The organism is Klebsiella sp. I138 (assembly GCF_051131765.1).
Lineage (GTDB): Bacteria > Pseudomonadota > Gammaproteobacteria > Enterobacterales > Enterobacteriaceae > Klebsiella.
On record NZ_CP180447.1, the window covers coordinates 608,520 to 626,550 of the forward strand.

Below are 18,031 nucleotides of genomic sequence, written 5' to 3' on the forward strand. Positions count from 1 at the left end.
GCTTAAATCCAATGGAATGAGATTATTATCGTTATGCTGAAACGTTTTGTTTGTGGCTAAAATAACTGATAATGCCATTAGAAATGGCGGATGCAATTTTGTTGCGGAATGCCGTTGTGCCTAATAATTTCTCCTCCTGTGGGTTGGTGATAAAAGAGGTTTCAACCAGGACAGATGGGATATAGGGTGATTTAAGTACGGCAAAAGCTGCCTGTTCTGTATGGTTTGAATGCATATGGTGGACAGGAGAAATATGGCGAACTATATGTGATCCCAGTAAAAGACTTTCCCTGATGGTTTCAGTCTGTTCAAGATCGAAGATGATTTTGTCGAGATACTTGTCTCTGTGAATGATTTGTTTTCCAGCGATATTATCAGCAGCATTCTCACTTTTAGATAGATACCTTGCCATAGCGCTGCTGGCCCCCCGTGTCGAAAGTGCAAAAACGGAAGCTCCATGGGCTGCAGGACTTGCGAAACCATCGGCGTGAATGGACATAAATAGATCGGCTTTGTGTGCATGAGCAATCTGTACGCGATCGTATAGTGGAATAAATGTGTCATCCGATCGCGTCTGTAGTGCATTAATACCGTGGCTATTGAGAATGGTTTTTATCTTAGAGGTAATATCCAGTACTACATGTTTTTCCAGCGAACCTTCACTACCTACTGCGCCGGAATCAATCCCCCCATGTCCAGGATCTAGCATTATCGTAAATTTCCTGCGCCCATTTGTTGGGAGGGAGGAATGCTTATGACTTAGCTGAGGTCGCGTATGTGCGTATGTAAGTGGTATAGCCAGTGTATTGGTTGCGAGGGCTGCCAAACCAGTAAGAATAAGTTTTCGTCGGGTAATGTTGGTGTTCAATGTTGCCGCCTCATACAGATTAATCGTTATGTTATAACGTTATGAATTGTTTGAGGTCGAGGACTTGAATGTTATTTTTTGTTGCTTCGGGTTACTTAATATTAATCACTGGAAAAACAGGAGGCGCTCAATGTATTGATAAATTTGATTATTAATACCTGTCACTGCCTCTCATCGCTTGAATCATGATGACATCAGGCGTCCAAAAACGATCGTAATCTGCAAGAGTATTGCTGATTGGCCCTTGCCCGTCGTGTTTACTTAAAATCCTGAATTATCAATCAGGACGATTGACTCCTCCTGGAAACATATTGATATAGATCCTTTCAAAAGATAATTATTCTCATTATCCGTGGTTATGTTATAACGTAACAATTAAGGGTGTGCCGACATTTCGAATGAGTCTATCCATTATTGGATGACTTATTCTGGGGAGGAATTATGTCAACTGAACATATCAAAGAAGAAAAACTCAACATTGGTGCCGTGCTGGCTGTATCACTTAGTACAGTGATTGCGATGCTGGACAGCACTATCGCAAATGTTGCCTTACCTGTTATTGGCAAAGATTTTGCCGTTTCAGAAGCTGCATCCATCCTGATAATCAATGCCTACCAGTTTGCTGTGGTCGCTTCATTGCTGGTATTCGCTGCATTGGGAGGCAAAATAGGTAACAAACGTATTTTTATTCTTGGGGTGATTTTTTTTGCGCTTTCCTCGTTAGGCTGTGCACTTTCTGAAACACTGATGATGCTGACGGCTTTTCGCGTCATTCAGGGCTTTGGGGCTGCGGCCATTCTAAGTGTGAATGCGGTGTTGATTAAAGAGATCTATCCTGCACGGTTGTTAGGTCGTGGATTAGGGATTAATGTAATGGTGGTCTCTGTTTCCGCAGCGGCGGGCCCGTCAATTGCTTCAGCTATTCTGTCAGTTGCGAACTGGAACTGGTTGTTTTCTATTAATGTACCGATCGCTTGTATTTCATTGCTGCTCTGTATTGTATCGTTCAAACCGACGCAACGTACCGAAAACCGGTTTGATAAAGCGGGGGCGTTGCTGGTTTTCCTGACGTTCGCTTCGTTTTCAACGATGATGCTGGGTCTGGCGAAGAACAATGTGTTAGATGTTATCCCAAGCTCGATTATTCTTGTCGTCCTGGCAATCACTTTGTATTTGAATCAAAAAAGAAAGGTTACTGATGCCTTGATCCCGGTTGCGATATTTCGCAACAGGACATTTTCTCTGTCGTTATTAATGTCTTTATTATCATATAGTACGCAGCTACTGGCATATGTCTCCTTACCGTTTTATTTTCATAATGTATTAAACCGCAATGTCGTTGAAATTGGCATACTGTTAACGGCATGGCCGCTGGCGACAATGTTGACCTCTCTGGTTGCGGGTGAACTTATCAAAAAGTACGAACCCAATCTGGTAGCATTCACCGGATTATTACTACTTTTGATAGGCACTCTGTTAATGACATGGCTACCCGCACAACCCTCGAATCTGCAAATCCTCTGGCGGATCGCTATTTGTGGTTTTGGTTTTGGACTATTCCAGTCTCCTAATAATTTTCTCATTATGACTTCAGTTCCACATGAAAATAGCGGTATTGCCAGCGGATTATTAGGCAGTTCACGTCTGATTGGGCAGATTATTGGTTCTGTGTTGGTGGCGTTTTTCTTTAATAATTTTGGACGTAATGTAACGAATATTAGTCTTTTCGCCGGGGCGTTGTTCTCATTCATGTCTCTGACGGTGAGTTATCTTCGCTTTAAATCTGCATCTCAGAACGTTGGTTTTTTTAAGAAAGTAATGTAAGTCTGTCAATAAAATAATCACGCCATGCTATTAAATCACTATCCATTTAAATTGTTGAGGCGCTAAGTATGCTTAATGGGAAAATACTATTATCATTGTTCATATCATCTATAATATTATTATCAACGGCAAGCTATGCCAATAGTAGTGAGGTAAGAAAGACGCCAAATAATCAAAATATGAAAAATTCAGAAGAAATACCTATAAAATTCAACCGTATTATTATCACTGGGAATTGCCCCTTTGGTGTAATTATGGCAAGTGATTTAGCATATAAACATGTTGTGGGCGTTGGACCTTGGGCTTTTCTGCATTCAAACATGAAACTACTCAAGGATATGAAGCCAGATATCGACCGTATCACTACTGATTTTATTAATAAAGACTATGTTGTAAATATGGAATCCCTGCTAAATCTAAAGCCAGATATTATTTACTATTATGGTAAAAGTCAGAATGATAATCTGGAGCGGGCAGGGATCCCCACCATTAATCTTGATGCTGGTGGTGACACGAAATTTGAGCCAGTAGTAACGCAGATTTATTGGGAAAACGAATTTAACCAGACCCTTGGTTTACCCCACAGTCACAAATTTTCGGATGCATGGAAGAGAAGTCTCAATGAGGCAAAACCATATGCCGAGAAGATCAAATCACAACATATTCGGGCATTGTATCTTGAGCAGAGTGATGGAAAAGAGCTCAAGGTGAGTGGGCCAAAAACATATGGTGATACCTATCTTAAGATGGCGGGGATGGAAAATGTAGCAAGTGATCTGGTGGTAAAAGGGGATGCTGGCAGGTACATTAATATTTCAATGGAGCAAATAATTCAGTGGGATCCCGATGTTATATTTGTGGTCTTTGGCAGTGCTAAGGATATTCTTAATAATAAAAATCCCGGGCAAGACTGGCATAATGTAAAAGCATTCAAGGATGGGAAAATATTTTCCACACCTGTGGGGCTACATAATTGGGGAGGATTGTCTGCTGAGACTGCGCTATTACCATTGTTTATGATTAATAAATTTAATCCTGACTATATAACAGATGCAGAGTTGAAAGTTGCAACGCAGTTACACTATAAAAAAGTGTTTGATTATGAAATTCCGGACGCGTTATTAACCGATGAGTTAAGACAGCGGTAATAAAATAATTCGGCGCATCGGTTTTTAATTTGAAAGGTTAGTTATGAAGGAAAGACAAAAATACCGCATGCTAATGTGGTTTTCAATAGTATTGTTACTGATTATGGCTATGATTTCTTTGTTCATAGGCCGCTATACATTATCTTTCCTCGGAATCATGACGGAGGTATTACATGATAATGGTCGCCGTTGTTTGAGCACAGGATTCTCGGTTATATGCAATCTACGGTTGCCAAGGATTATTGCCGTAATGATGGTAGGGGCAGGGCTATCAGTAGCAGGCGTGACGTATCAAGCTGTGTTGCGAAATGCGCTGGCGAGCCCGGATGTGCTCGGTACATCTTCCGCCGCAGCGTTCGGCGCAGCACTTGGGATACTGCTAGGTTTCCCACTACAACTCAGCGCTTTTTCCTCTTTCTTCTTTGGCATTGTCAGCCTTTTGTGCGTGATGGGACTTTGCCATTTCAAGAAAAACAATGGGGAGCTCACGACTATCCTGTCGGGCATCATAGTGGCTTCGGTGTTTATGTCTTTTGTATCAATCATTAAATATGTTGCCGATCCACAGGACGAACTCCCGGCTATCGTCTTCTGGCTTATGGGGAGTTTCGCTTCTTTGGTCAAAGAGCAGGTTTACGGACTCATCCCGCTATACATCATTTGTTATCTGGTTATCTACAAACTTCGATGGAAAATCAATGTGTTGTCTCTGGGCAATGATGAGGCCAAAATTGCTGGAATGAATCCACAATTGTTGAATGCAGTTTTGCTAATCACAGCCTCAATATTGGTGGCAGCATCAGTCACCATCGCTGGCGTGGTGGGCTGGGTTGGTCTGGTTATCCCGCATCTGGTTAGAACGCTGGTCGGGTACAACCATAGCAAACTGATCCCGGCTTCGGCCGTATGTGGTGCGTTGTTTTTATTGGTCATCGACAACATTGCCAGGACCCTGACTTACGCAGAGATCCCCATTGGAATACTTACTGCTCTGGTTGGTGCGCCTTTATTTGCTGTACTGTTCATCGCGAGTAACCGATATGATCGAAGTGAATAATCTGACGTTCGCGTTCAAAAAGAGTAAAACTGCCTTTAACAATATCAGCTTCTCCATTGATGAAGGTGAAGTACTGTGCGTACTAGGACCGAATGGTGTTGGTAAAACAACATTGCTTAAAACGGTTACCGGTCTGTATCAACCGGTTAGTGGCTCATGTCATATAAGACGAGTTGAAAACCGGAAAGCTCGTATGGCTTATGTCCCACAGGCCAAACGTGTTCACTTTTCTTACAACGTACTCGATTTCATCTCCTTTGGGTGCCCATTACGGGGCGGAATGCTGGCATCTCCTGGGGCGAGGGATATCGAAAAAGCGGGGCAAATATTGTCGGGGCTTGGTGCTTCATATCTTGCAACCAAAGACGTTAACCAGATCAGTGGTGGTGAGCTACAGATGTGTTATATCGCGAAGGCGCTGGTCTCAGAGCCGGACATCCTTGTGCTTGATGAACCTGAATCAAATCTTGATTTTAATAATCAGTCTCTCATTATCAATTGGTTGCACACGTTGTCACGGGAGAAAAATGTTACTATTATCCTGAATACGCACTTCATCAATCATGCTAATAACATTGCAGATAAATGTCTGCTAATGGGCAAAGATAGTTACTGTTTTGGAACTACACAGAGTGTCTTACAAGAGTCTCTCCTCGCCGATTATTTCCACGTACCAATTAAGCGATGTTATTTTGAACATAATGGAGTGCAGAAAGAATCATTTATTGTTGCATTGTGAAAGGGAGCCAATGTCGAAGAGAAAATAGGGGCGAGGCATTTTTTATTGCGAAAACGTACGAGTTAGATATAAATTCTGATAGAAATATTATTTGCGATTGATCAATTATCCAACTGTATATATACGATAAAATAGCTTTGATCGATGCATGAAATAGCAGCTTCATGTTGTAAAAAATACTACTCAAGGTGTAATTATGATTAAAAAATACGTTGAGGAATATCTTAGTCAGATATGCATAAAAAGGTACTCAATTATTACCATTAATTCTCTTGATGAGGTTTTCATTATATCTAACATGCCTAATTGTTGGGAGCGGGATTTTCTAAAAAGAGAGCTGCATCTTCGAAGTAATATTGTATTGAAAGCTAGAAATAAAATAACCCCTTTCAAATGGTCTTCTGTAAACAGCAACAATGAAGATATCAAGGCTTTATCCAATAAGTACAATATCCGCAGCGGGGTGACTTTTGTTATAAAAATAAATCACGATGTGGTGATTTTTACGATGTACTATGATGAGGATGATGAGGATTTCATAAGGTGTTACTCTAGAAAGAAACATAAAATATTGTATGATGTTATGAGTCTTTTTGAAGCCCATTATAAACAAACACCAAAACATGTGTTCACTGTACGAGAAATGGAAGTTATGAATTTGCTGAAGTTTGGGAAAACTTATATTGAAATAGCATTTATTCTTGGTGTGAGTGAAAGGACCGTCAGGTTTCATATCAATAATATTCTCGATAAATTGAATGTGACATCAGTTCGTTATGCGATCTTTAAAGCGACTTCCGAAGGTTTGATCTGACAAGGTGTCCCTTGTCAGATAATCTATCAGTAACGATAAAATTCTGAAAGACGTAATCTCAAGCCATCGGTATCAAGTCCATGCGCCCGCATGTGTTCTTCTGGTGTCCCAAATTGTCTGAGCTCCTTTAGCTTTACACCAATGGACAAGATTCTGTGAGGTATATCGGACAACACCTCAGCTATAGCATGAGTTGTCGTTCCTTCCAAGTACGGTTCTACGATTGCGACATCAGGAACTGAAAGAGTATTCTGCAAAGTTGCACTGTCGAAAGGTGTGATCATAGGCGCATACAATACTGTTAAGTCGAGATTCTCTGTAGCAGCTAGGACATTTTCAGCAACTGGACCCACTGCGATTACGGTGCCTATATGTCCTGTTCTCAGCACTATAAAACTATTCTCACCAGACCAGTATGTACGCTGGTTTGTTTCAGTTGATAGCCGGATGTAATACAGACCAATATCTTTTGCAGCCATACGAAGTGCGAATTCAGCTTCCTCGGCATTACCTGGAATGATGATTTTCCAGTCTGCAAGTGTACTCAGCAGAGACACATCTGCCGGTGACTGGTGCGTACGCCCATCAACTGACAAATCATAAGAGGCTCCGGCGCTGACCAATACCGCGCCGATATTCTGATGATTCAGTGCAATTTTAATTTGCTCGAAGGGACGTTCTATCAGGAAACTAGCAAAGGTATGTACAAATGGGCGCATGCCTGACATTGCCAGACCTCCTGCAATATCAATCATCAGTTGTTCCCTAATCCCGACATTGATAACCCTATCAGGAAAATTGCTTAAAACATCTGTGAATCTCTCTGCGGTAATATCAGCAAGTACCAACGCAATATTGTCGTTTTCTCTGATCAAGTCTGACATGACGACAGCAAAACGCTGTCGCATTGCGTTTATTTCTGCAAATCGTTGATCCCAGGTTAAAACTGTTTTCATCTTATGCCCCTGAATTGTCTACGAGGTTTACCTGATTTTGTATCTACAGTAGCAATGATAGCGTGAGGTTTATGGGGATGTTCTCTTACAAACGCCCGGTACAGTTCCTCATGATCTCTGCCATTAACACAGGTGACCTTCCAGCCCTCAATGGAAAAACGACGTGAGATTCCTCCCGGCCAACCCAGAGTGGATGAGTCATTGTCTATGACGACGACATTCAGCTCTGATAGCCCATGTCTGCCTGCAAAAGGAATCGCCTCGAAATTTGAACCTTCATCGAGTTCCGCATCCCCCATAAGAACCCAATGTTTTGGGCCTATAATTCCTCTGGCCCGCAGTGCCAAAGCTGAGCCAATAGCCAGAGGTAGGCCGTGCCCTAAGGAACCGCTGGAAATTTCTACACAGTCTAGTTTGGTCCTGTCTGGGTGATACCCAAGTTTGCTGTTATATTCACCGTAGGTTTTCAGCAGTTCCTGAGAAATAAAACCTTTTAATACCATTACGGCATAAAAGGCCATCGGTCCATGGCCTTTAGATAAAAAGAAGCGATCCCTATACTCATCTTGTGTCTTATTGGGAGAACAATTAAGCACTTTGTCATACAACACTTGAATGACATCAAGCGTGGAGATAGAAGAAGGTGCATGTTTTTCATCTCCCGTCATCAAAGATAAATAATGATTCAGAAGTTCTCTATTACTAAGCGCATCTTCAGTATTGTTCATTAACATTTTCTCGCGGTTTTATGAAAGTCGGAATTAAAGTAATGATTGCGCAGCTAATCAAAACTACATTCCATCCGTATAGGGTATACAGATAAGAAGATATAAATCCGCCAACTGCGCCGCCTGTAACAAAACTCGTCATATAGCAACTTGCGGCCCGAGCTTCGTTTCCCTTACAGGAAAGGAATAGCCCTCGTTGGTTATTTATATGTATTAACTGAATAAGTGCATCAATTAATAATGCACCTATTACAGCGGTTACTAATGAATCTCTAAAGAATCCCATTATCACCAAGGCTAACACAATTAAATAATATAGTGCATTGTCTTTATAGTTTATGCTTTTCAGAATTATGGAAGAGAATAAGGCAGATGAGGCACCTGCAGCTCCTGTAAGGGAAAAAAAGCCAATTTGGGATTGACTGAGATGAAAACCGGTTTCTAAGTACATTGATACATTGCTCCAGAATGCAGAAAATAAGAACATAATGATAAACGCACTCAGGCAATAATGCATAATAACCATATTCTGTGATATGCTGCTGATATTTAGTTGTAAAATATGACTATAAGATTCTTTAACTTGAGAGATTCTATTTTGAGGTTCTGGATAATTAATAAAAAGCAGTAAACTTGAAAGAAACATCAGTATTGCCGCTATAGCATATATCGACTTCCAACCCCATATTTCACTCAATAAACTTGACAGGAAACGGGAGAAAAGAATTCCTGTTAATACACCTGCCATTATTCGACCTATAAATCGTGTCCCGTCTTTTTGTTTGCTCAACCCTGCCGTAATTAAAGGGATCGCGGACGTACCTATTCCAATTAAAAATGCAGTGGTAGATAAAACATAATAGCTTTTTGTTATGAAAAAGATCATTAAAGCAATCGTCGAAATTATGTACAGGAGTATGATTAACATTTTTTTGTTATAGAAATCACCCAGCGGAATTATAAAGAATAATGAAAAAGCATTTCCGATAAGAGAAAATGAATACAGCATGGATGCGTTCACATAAGGAATCATAAGCTCACTGCTAATTATAGGGGCCAGTGGTTGAATGTAATACATATTGGCTGCGGTAAAACCACATATTATAGGTATAATATAATTTATCATTAAGCCACTTCGCTTTTCCATGCTGCACCTTATGTCATTTCCAATAATCTGCGGAGAAAAGATGAATGTCGGCCTCATGTATGAGTTCTTCATTAATATCGGTAAATTTATTCACCATATACTTCACACCGGTAGCGACCATTTCATCACGTTGGTAGTTATGTGGCATAGATGCGGGAACACCAATAAAACCTGCTCCCAGGGACTTACATACTTCAGCTACCCTATTAATATCATCAATGAAAACAACCTCATCAAAATCCAAAGAAAATATTTCTTTTATAATTTCATACATCCCGGGACGGAAAGCATTAATGTCAATATATGGAATCTTTTTATCAAAGTAATTCTCATAGGGTTTTAAATACGTGTCGAAGCTATATTCCTTATTTCTTCCCCCATAACATGTAATGCGTGAGCCTGTATTGTTCAGCAATGCCAATGTCGATTCGATACCCGGGATGACTTCAACTGGATGTTCTTTCAAGTAATCCTCCCTTGTTTTAAAAAAATCCTTAATGACTTTTTCACCTGAATAGGGAAGTTTACAGGCTAGTGCGAGGTTATGGCCGGCAGTTACTTGCGGTGAGCCCCAGACGCTACGTTCGATCAGTGATGAGTAATTCACACCAAATGATTCAACAAAAATTTTAATTGCCGGGCTGTAGGTGTCATTCAGAACAACACCATCACTATCTATCGCAAATAATTTTATTTTTTTGAGGTTCATATCATTTCCCCTCTGCTGTATTGGGAAAAAATAAGCGCAGAATTTTGCCCGCCAAATCCAATAGATGTGCTGAGTATGTGTTTAATACCTGCTCCCCGGATTATATCTGCTGCGATATTTACTTTTATTGCTTCATCAACATTCTGTAACCCGGCAACAGGCGGAATTTCATCATTTAGCATTGTGAGTACAGAAAAGACGGCTTCCATAGCCCCTGTTGCGGCGAGACTATGCCCGGTAACGCCTTTAGTTGATGTCACCCAAGGATAGTCTCCGAATATATTGGAGAAAACACATCCCTCAAGGGAGTCATTCAATGGTGTTGACGAGCCATGTGCATTAATGCATTGAATATCGCCCGGAGTTAATAAAGCATCCTCTAGAGCCTTGTAAATTGATTGAGATAACCCGAAACCATCAGGTGAGGGCGATGTAATATGATGTGCATCATTTGCTGAACCATATCCGGATAACGTTGCATAGATCCTGGCTCCGCGATCTATCGCATTTTTCTCATTTTCTAATACCATGACCGCTGCCCCTTCAGAGATAACAAAACCATCCCTTTCTTTATCAAACGGACGTGACGCTAGCGACAAGTTACTATTTTTCGAAAGTGCGCCTATTTTTGTGAAAGAGGACACAACCAATGGTGTGATCGGCGCCTCGCTGCCTCCGGCAAGTACATTGTCGCATTGTCCGCTTTCAATAAGGCTTTTGGCTGTTCCAATTGCATCGGCACCGGATGAGCATGCTGTACCAATCAGGTATGTTGGACCATTAATACCGAGTTCAATTGCTATATTACCGATCGCCATACTTCCCATTGTAGACAAGAGATAACGAGATCCAATAGTTCCGACGTCTTCCTGTATTGCTCTTTTGTTCAGTTCTTCTAGATAGGTTATACCTGCAAGTGAATTACCGAGTACGATACCTGTTTTCGGCCCTCTGTGAGCTTTGCCTAAACCCGCATCCTCGACAGCGCTACGCGCAGCATATAATGCAAACTGAATAAAGGGGTCGCTCCGCCAGATCAACGATTTACTCATATGCCGATCGGGTATGAAATCCTGAATGGGGCATGACCATGAGACTTCAAGATTTTTCAGGCGGGGATCAGGTTTTGCCATTCCCATTCCCTGAAGCAGGGTCGAGTAGCACGCCTCTGGGGAGTGCCCAGCGGAGGAGATAATTCCCATCCCTGTAACCACGACTTTATTTTTCATAATCATGCGCCTTTTAATTTTGCATGCTGTAATCCTCTGACCCTTTCCATAATACTCTGCAACGTATCTTTATTGACCAGAGCTAATTGGCCACTATCAATATTAAAAGCTCTTTCAATTTCAATCTGGAACTCCACAATACTTATAGAATCTAGCCCCATATCATCTAAAGTTCTGTCATCCTGAAGGTCCTTTTCAGAAACACCAAAGACATCTGTCAGTAAAGTTCTCAATCTATTCATATTCACCTCTCAGTACTAAGTTAACGGTTGCCAGTGTTTTCTTATTCTGCGTTATATCAATATCAAAGGAATAGGTATTATTTTTGAATGTAACCTTTTTGATTAAAACGAATGCAGGAATGTGCTTTTCCACATAGCACATGAAATGTGCCTCCATACTCATTAGAATAAATTTTTCGGTTTCTTCATGCATGTATATCAATAGGTAACAATAACATATTTGTTTTGCTGACTCAGTTATGTTCAAGCCTGTAATATGATCCTGCTCATGATCATTTAGCGATTTGTTATTTTCATCAATCTTGATTGTTGCATTGACATACGGTCCGCTATCATTTAAATCTGCCAGAATGACATTATCAAGTTTTGTGTAACAAACACATTTAGGCGAGAGAGGTATTGCGATTGATGAAATAGTGGTTTTAACTGGTGTTTTGCGAATGAGTTTATAACAATGACTTGTTATATATCTTACGCCTATTATTACGGTGGCTATGACTGTGTCTTGTAATTTAAAAACAAAATTAAACTCATTTTTTATTGTTTTATTTGTGATCGGGTGCTTGGTATGAATATCTGCTGTGAGGTCTCCAGTAACTACGGCTTTAGATGGGTAATATGTTAGGGACCAATTGTTGAGTAAGAATTTATGACCCAACTTGATACCAAACTCAGTATGCGACAAGTATGTTTCAACCTGTCTTGCACATTCTAGTAAAAATAAAGGGTTTATCCCATTTGCGCAGGCGAGAAAGTCAGAGTAAAAGTGATGCTCAGGGACTAACTTAAAATCAGCCTGGAAATGGTTATTGGAAATACGTGAGGTGTTTTGTAGGAACATCTCGCTTTTATTCTTCTTATGTGTATATAACTCAATATTTTCCATTTCTTTCACAGAACCTTCAAAAACATCAAACTATTAAACACTTTTTAAGATGAGATGAAACTGTCAGTTCTGACAGGGAGGGCTTTATCAATGAAGTTATAAAGCATGTTTAACACTAGAGGTTGGATTTTTGCACACTATCCTAACCTGACCGATTTATTACTACATGTCGTGACAATTCCAGCGGAATACATAATAGTCCATTAAGCATTGTTACTTTTTGTGAACTCGACTGGCAAAAACTGGGGCGAATCACATTAGATGAAAATACGTAGGCCAACCGCCGCTAGGTGATCGGATACATTATACGACGCATCAGTGTTACCGCTGGCTTTCTCGTAACCGTATTCAATATAAGTCACTACGTTTTTCCCCAGCCAGTAATCGGTACCCAGCGTGGTGGACTGGAAGTGTTGACCGTCCATCGCATCACCGCCTTCGGTCCAGTCAAAGTTGGCATAGACGCTCCACTCAGGGGTAATTTTGAACTGTGAAGCATATTCCAGACCCAGAATCGTTTCCTGGTCGTTAGTCTGTTTACTGGCGCCGCTGGCTGCTGCCTGAACGTCATCGACTTTGTTGATATAGTAAGTCGCTTGCGCGCCGTTATACCAGGTGAAACCATCAACGCTGGTTGTGTACTTAGCGTTCATCCCTATCGAATAGGTATTACCGTCATAAGAAGGGCCGGTCACCGTTGTGACTGGAACCGTACCACCGTGCGGACCTATGGGTACATCCTTGGTTACGGTGCCCTGATTGACCGAATAGTTGTTATAAGCTGCCGTACCGGAAAGTGAGAAGCCATTATCGAAGCGATATTGTGCTGCCAACGCCGCACCGCCGTGAACAGTCGCGGAACCATCGTGGTACGCATCATGCATATCCGGTCCGTTGCCATAACCGCTGCCAAAACCAATTTTATCGACATCGTCATTCCCCTGGCCCATTACACCCACCGTGAAGGCCTTGGTGTTGTAATAATAAATAACAGCTGAGTTAATAATATCGGTCGACATACCAGCAGTATCATGTTTGGCTTTGCCACCGTAGGCATAGGTGGTATCAATTCCCAGCCCCCAGTCGGTAGGGGCATATTGCTTACCGAAAGTCACCACGCCATATTCATCATTCCCTATCCCCGCATACGCCTGACGAGTGTAAACATCATTACCCTGGTTATTAGTTGCGGAATCCAGACCGTGTATCCCAGTTTCATAATAACCTGCCGCGTAATAGCCTTTGTCATTAATATTGTGTCGTAGTGCGATACCGAGACGTGAGTCGTTGTTTTGTATATTATGTTCTACACTGTGTGCCGAATCGTCCTTTGCCATAAGACGTAAGGACCCCATAACTGAAATAGCTGTATCATCATTTTGATAAACCATCTCCCCCTTGGTCTGTGTAGCGGTATATGCTGGAGCCGCATGATCCCCGCTACTCGCCTGTGCATAGGCAGGTGCGACTATCGCTGCAGTAATAATCGGAGCAACAATAAACGGTCTAAGTCTTATATATTTTACGCGCATAGAAACTCCATAACCAATGTTTAAGTTTATTTAAGAGATTTTTTAAAGGTGGAGAGTCTATTAAAAGCTTTTGAATATAAAATAAAACTGTCAGTTTCGACAGGGGGGGTATTTTCAATTAAATTATTAAGCATTTTTTTTCGGAGATGTGGATTTATTGTGCTGTATTACCCAAACGGTTTTCCATGTAGTTGGGGATAGTAAAAAAGCCGCATCAATCTGCATTGATGCGGCTTTGATTTGTCAGGACGATTGATTCATTAGGAAGGTTGAAACGCCGCTTTTTCTCTGCCCAGAATATAGGGCGGTATATAGGTTTTGCGGCAAGTATCCAGATAATCAGACCACCACTGCATCATTGCCTTTCTGGCTTCCAGATGCTCTGCTCTGTGAATATATGCCTGGCGCACGGAGTTACATTCCTGGTGGCTCATTTGCCGTTCAACAGCATCCTGTGACCATATACTGGATTCCATAAGGGCACTGCATGCCATTGTCCTGAAACCGTGACCACAGATTTCTGTTTTTGTGTCCCAGCCCATCAGGCGTAGCGCCTTGTTCACCGTATTTTCACACATGGGTTTATACGCATTATGGTCCCCGGGGAACACGAGTGCATTATCTCCTGAGATATCCTGAATCTTTTTCAGGAGCGCGATCGACTGTTGTGAGAGGGGTACGATATGAGGCCTGCGCATTTTGGCACCGCGACCAGAGTAACGCACTCCTTCAATAGCTTCACGCGTGGCGGGTATTGTCCAGACCTTGTTTCCGAAATCAATTTCATGCCAGCGGGCAAAACGCAATTCACTCGAGCGAATGAACAGATGCAGTGTTAGCAGGATGGCAAGGCGGGTGAGTTCACGGCACTGCTGAAAACTCTCAATGCTCTCAAGCAGTTCAGGAAGACGCTCCAGTGGTAGAGCGGGGTAGTGACGTTTTACTGGTGGAGCCGTCACGCCGTCAAGGTTCGCTGCCGGATTAAAATCGATTAATCCATGATGCACGGCGTAGCGCATGATATTCCGGAGGTGCTGGCGTGTACGGGATGCAACTTCCAGTAGACCCTTTTCCTCAATTCCTTTTAATAGAGTGATGAAGTGGCGGGGTTTCAGTTCTGAAACTGACATGGTGCCAATGACCGGGAAGATATGATTACTCATGCTAGCCAGCAGACGGTCGGCTGTATTTTGTGACCATTTTTTATTGCTCTTGTGCCATGCAAGTGCAACGTTTTTAAACACTTTCTTTGGTATCTGAGAACTGCGTTCGGCTGCTCGCTGCTCTGCTGGATTGATGTTCAGTACCAGCATTTTGCGAATACCTTCACGTTGACTACGGGCGTCTGAGAGGGAGATAACCGGGTAGGCACCGAGTGCAATGCGGGATTCTTTGCCCTTAATACGGTATTTGAGATACCAGTGACGTGAACCGCCAGGTTTGACAAGGAGATACAAGCCGTGTGAATCGGAAACTTTAAAGGGTTTATCAGATGGTTTGAGACTGCGGATTTTGGTGTCGGTAAGAGACATATGGGGTCACTCCATAACAGAACGAACCGGACCCCAGATTTGACCACCAATTTTTCCCGATGCGGAGGATAAAATCAAAATGCATCGGAAGAAGTTTTCACGCTAAGCTGTTGTATCAAAACCAGACAGGCATTAATGAAGCTGCACGAAAACTAGAATTTGGCTCCTCTGACTGGACTCGAACCAGTGACATACGGATTAACAGTCCGCCGTTCTACCGACTGAACTACAGAGGAATCGTGTGAACGGGGCGCATATTAACGGCGACGCATGACCTTGTCAAAGGCAGAATCGCCGGAAGACGTTCGATCGCTGACAATTTCAGCAATGAACACCCTTTTGCCGTCATTTCCATCAGTGCGCACCGTTGTGGTGCAAAAATACCTCTAATGGGGCATAGCGTAATCCGCTTACCGGGCAAATAAATAATCCGTTGCTATCAGAATCGCTTATCACGCGGCCTGTAGCGGCCTTTGCGCCGATGCGAACAAACTGGCAAGCAAATTGCAAAACCTTCTGTATCTCAATAGCCAGCGTTGGTACTGGCTTTCCTTACAGGAGGCAAAATGAACTTAAGACGACTGAAGTATTTTGTAAAAATCGTCGATATCGGCAGTCTGACCCAGGCAGCTGAAGTCTTGCACATCGCACAACCGGCGCTGAGTCAGCAGGTGGCGACCCTGGAAGGCGAACTGGACCAGCAGCTGCTGATTCGGACAAAGCGCGGCGTTACGCCGACCGAAGCCGGGAAGATACTTTATACCCATGCGCGTACTATTCTGCGGCAGTGTGAACAGGCGCAGCTGGCGGTGAATAACGTTGGCCATACGCTTAGCGGGCAGGTATCGATTGGCCTGGCTCCGGGAACCGCCGCGTCGGCTATCACGATGCCGCTGTTGCAGACGGTACGCAACGAGCTGCCAGAAGTGATGGTCTATCTGCAGGAAAGCAGTGGAACAATCCTCAATGACAAATTACTTAGCGGTCAGCTGGATATGGCCGTGCTTTACGAGCGCTCGCCGGTTGCCGGCATCATCAGCCAGCCTTTGCTGAAAGAAGATCTCTATCTGGTGGGAACCCGCGATTGCCCGGGGCAGAGCGTTGATCTGACCGCGGTGGCGGAGATGAATCTGTTTCTGCCGCGCGATTACAGCGCGGTCCGGGCACGAGTGACGGAAGCCTTTACGCTGCGCCGATTGTCGGCGAAGATCATCGGCGAGATTGAATCAATTACCACGCTCACCGCGGCCATTGCCAGCGGAATGGGCGTCACCGTACTGCCTGAGTCCGCCGCACGGTCGCTGTGCAGCGCGGCAAATGGCTGGATGGCGCGGATCAGCACGCCATCAATGAGTCTGTCGTTATCGCTGAATATGTCGGCGAAAGGCAGCCTGTCGCCGCAGGCGCAGGCGGTGAAGGAGATTTTACTCTCGCTGGTGAGCCGCCCTTCGCTGGAAAACCGTGAATTGTTGCTGGTAAGTTAATCTATATTCCCGAAAGGAATAAGTTGCTGGTTTTTATTATTTGTTAGTAAGGACAACAGACTTTAACAATAGAGCATATGTTATGTCTGTTAGCCCGGAGGAAAGGGTGAATTTCCAGCAACTAAAAATTATTCGTGAGGCGGCCCGTCAGGATTACAACCTGACGGAAGTCGCAAATATGCTCTATACATCGCAATCAGGCGTCAGCCGTCATATTCGTGAGCTGGAAGAAGAGCTGGGGATTGAGATCTTTATCCGACGCGGTAAGCGTCTGCTGGGGATGACCGAGCCGGGAAAAGCGCTATTATCGATTGCGGAACGTATTCTCAATGAAGCCAGCAATGTCCGCCGCCTTGCTGACTTATTTACCAACGACGCATCCGGTGTGCTCACGATTGCGACGACCCACACCCAGGCCCGCTACAGCCTGCCGCCGGTGATTAAAGCATTCCGCGAACTCTTTTCCGATGTCCGCCTGGAGTTGATTCAGGGGACGCCTCAGGAGATTGAAGCGTTGTTGCATAATGGTGGTGCCGATATTGGTATTGCCAGTGAGCGCCTGAGTAACGATCCGACGCTGGTGGCCTTTCCCTGGTTCCGCTGGCATCACAGCCTGCTGGTGCCGAAAGAGCACCCGCTGGTGCAAATCTCTCCTTTAACCCTTGAGGCTATTGCCCGCTGGCCGCTGATTACCTACCGTCAGGGGATTACCGGGCGATCACGTATTGATGAAGCCTTTAACCGTAAGGGGTTGATGCCGGATATCGTCCTTAGCGCGCAGGACTCTGATGTGATCAAAACCTATGTTGAGTTGGGACTTGGTGTGGGACTGGTCGCTGAACAATCGGGTGATACCCGGGAGTCGGATACCTTTACCCGCCTGGAAACGCGGCATCTGTTCGATGCCAATACTGTCTGGCTAGGGTTAAAACGCGGGCAGCTGCAACGTAATTATGTCTGGCGCTTTATCGAACTGTGCAACGCCGGGCTGTCGCTGGATGAAATTAAACGCCAGGCCATGGAACCGGAAGAAGCGGCCATTGATTATCAGATTTAAAGCATTATCGCGGCGGTGGATGAAGGAAGATCGGTTCGCCGCCACGATGAGGTAAGAAAAACGCTATAATTCATTCACG

General features: G+C 43.4%; 17 protein-coding genes and 1 tRNA gene. 7 read left to right on the forward strand and 11 right to left on the reverse strand.

Going from position 1 to position 18,031, the window contains the following annotated elements:
- Nucleotides 1-31 precede the first annotated feature (31 nt).
- Nucleotides 32-886, reverse strand: coding sequence for an N-acetylmuramoyl-L-alanine amidase AmiA (amiA, locus tag ACMYSK_RS02705; RefSeq protein WP_240727330.1), 855 nt, complete (start codon nucleotides 884-886; stop codon nucleotides 32-34).
- Between the two features lie 423 nt (nucleotides 887-1,309).
- Between amiA and ACMYSK_RS02710 the strand changes: the two genes are divergently transcribed.
- The 5 genes from ACMYSK_RS02710 to ACMYSK_RS02730 all read left to right on the forward strand — a co-directional run bounded on the left by ACMYSK_RS02710 (nucleotide 1,310) and on the right by ACMYSK_RS02730 (nucleotide 6,450).
- Entirely contained in the window at nucleotides 1,310-2,692 is a 1,383-nt protein-coding gene (locus tag ACMYSK_RS02710) for an MFS transporter (protein WP_434640025.1), read from the forward strand.
- A gap of 68 nt (nucleotides 2,693-2,760) precedes the next feature.
- A complete protein-coding gene (locus ACMYSK_RS02715; protein WP_434640026.1) occupies nucleotides 2,761-3,840 on the forward strand; it encodes an ABC transporter substrate-binding protein in 1,080 nt (359 codons plus the stop codon).
- A gap of 43 nt (nucleotides 3,841-3,883) precedes the next feature.
- Nucleotides 3,884-4,897: a FecCD family ABC transporter permease gene (locus ACMYSK_RS02720; RefSeq protein ID WP_434640028.1), complete on the forward strand. Its 1,014-nt coding sequence runs from the start codon at nucleotides 3,884-3,886 to the stop codon at nucleotides 4,895-4,897.
- A complete protein-coding gene (locus ACMYSK_RS02725) occupies nucleotides 4,881-5,636 on the forward strand; it encodes an ABC transporter ATP-binding protein (RefSeq protein WP_434640030.1) in 756 nt (251 codons plus the stop codon). Before ACMYSK_RS02720 ends, ACMYSK_RS02725 begins: the two co-directional genes overlap by 17 nt.
- 196 nt (nucleotides 5,637-5,832) lie before the next feature.
- Nucleotides 5,833-6,450, forward strand: coding sequence for a helix-turn-helix transcriptional regulator (locus tag ACMYSK_RS02730; RefSeq protein WP_240727286.1), 618 nt, complete (start codon nucleotides 5,833-5,835; stop codon nucleotides 6,448-6,450).
- A gap of 26 nt (nucleotides 6,451-6,476) precedes the next feature.
- Here ACMYSK_RS02730 and ACMYSK_RS02735 read toward each other — a convergent pair whose 3' ends face one another.
- The 10 genes from ACMYSK_RS02735 to ACMYSK_RS02780 all read right to left on the reverse strand — a co-directional run bounded on the left by ACMYSK_RS02735 (nucleotide 6,477) and on the right by ACMYSK_RS02780 (nucleotide 15,647).
- A complete protein-coding gene (locus tag ACMYSK_RS02735) occupies nucleotides 6,477-7,406 on the reverse strand; it encodes a transketolase family protein (RefSeq protein ID WP_434640032.1) in 930 nt (309 codons plus the stop codon).
- Nucleotides 7,403-8,134 carry a transketolase gene (locus tag ACMYSK_RS02740; RefSeq protein ID WP_434640034.1) on the reverse strand — a complete coding sequence of 244 codons (732 nt, stop codon included), beginning with the start codon at nucleotides 8,132-8,134 and terminating at the stop codon, nucleotides 7,403-7,405. Before ACMYSK_RS02740 ends, ACMYSK_RS02735 begins: the two co-directional genes overlap by 4 nt.
- Nucleotides 8,121-9,281 carry an MFS transporter gene (locus ACMYSK_RS02745; protein WP_434640036.1) on the reverse strand — a complete coding sequence of 387 codons (1,161 nt, stop codon included), beginning with the start codon at nucleotides 9,279-9,281 and terminating at the stop codon, nucleotides 8,121-8,123. Before ACMYSK_RS02745 ends, ACMYSK_RS02740 begins: the two co-directional genes overlap by 14 nt.
- Before the next feature lie 13 nt (nucleotides 9,282-9,294).
- A complete protein-coding gene (locus ACMYSK_RS02750) occupies nucleotides 9,295-9,990 on the reverse strand; it encodes an HAD family hydrolase (RefSeq protein ID WP_434640037.1) in 696 nt (231 codons plus the stop codon).
- On the reverse strand, nucleotides 9,987-11,219 hold the full coding sequence (locus ACMYSK_RS02755) for a beta-ketoacyl-[acyl-carrier-protein] synthase family protein (protein WP_434640039.1): 1,233 nt from the start codon (nucleotides 11,217-11,219) through the stop codon (nucleotides 9,987-9,989). Before ACMYSK_RS02755 ends, ACMYSK_RS02750 begins: the two co-directional genes overlap by 4 nt.
- Nucleotides 11,220-11,221: 2 nt before the next feature.
- On the reverse strand, nucleotides 11,222-11,461 hold the full coding sequence (locus ACMYSK_RS02760; RefSeq protein WP_240727300.1) for an acyl carrier protein: 240 nt from the start codon (nucleotides 11,459-11,461) through the stop codon (nucleotides 11,222-11,224).
- On the reverse strand, nucleotides 11,454-12,347 hold the full coding sequence (locus ACMYSK_RS02765; RefSeq protein WP_434643795.1) for an AfsA-related hotdog domain-containing protein: 894 nt from the start codon (nucleotides 12,345-12,347) through the stop codon (nucleotides 11,454-11,456). Before ACMYSK_RS02765 ends, ACMYSK_RS02760 begins: the two co-directional genes overlap by 8 nt.
- Nucleotides 12,348-12,604: 257 nt before the next feature.
- Entirely contained in the window at nucleotides 12,605-13,879 is a 1,275-nt protein-coding gene (locus ACMYSK_RS02770; RefSeq protein ID WP_434640042.1) for a porin, read from the reverse strand.
- 260 nt (nucleotides 13,880-14,139) lie between these two features.
- Nucleotides 14,140-15,411 (reverse strand): tyrosine-type recombinase/integrase, encoded by a 1,272-nt coding sequence (locus ACMYSK_RS02775; RefSeq protein WP_240727305.1) that lies wholly within the window; start codon nucleotides 15,409-15,411, stop codon nucleotides 14,140-14,142.
- 160 nt (nucleotides 15,412-15,571) lie between these two features.
- Nucleotides 15,572-15,647, reverse strand: a tRNA-Asn gene (locus ACMYSK_RS02780).
- 330 nt (nucleotides 15,648-15,977) lie between these two features.
- On the opposite strand from ACMYSK_RS02780, the gene nac reads away from it, so the two are divergent.
- Complete coding sequence (gene nac, locus ACMYSK_RS02785; protein WP_434640044.1) at nucleotides 15,978-16,895, forward strand: nitrogen assimilation transcriptional regulator NAC; 918 nt, start codon at nucleotides 15,978-15,980, stop codon at nucleotides 16,893-16,895.
- A gap of 106 nt (nucleotides 16,896-17,001) precedes the next feature.
- Nucleotides 17,002-17,952 carry an HTH-type transcriptional regulator Cbl gene (gene cbl / locus ACMYSK_RS02790; protein WP_434640046.1) on the forward strand — a complete coding sequence of 317 codons (951 nt, stop codon included), beginning with the start codon at nucleotides 17,002-17,004 and terminating at the stop codon, nucleotides 17,950-17,952.
- Nucleotides 17,953-18,031 lie beyond the last annotated feature (79 nt).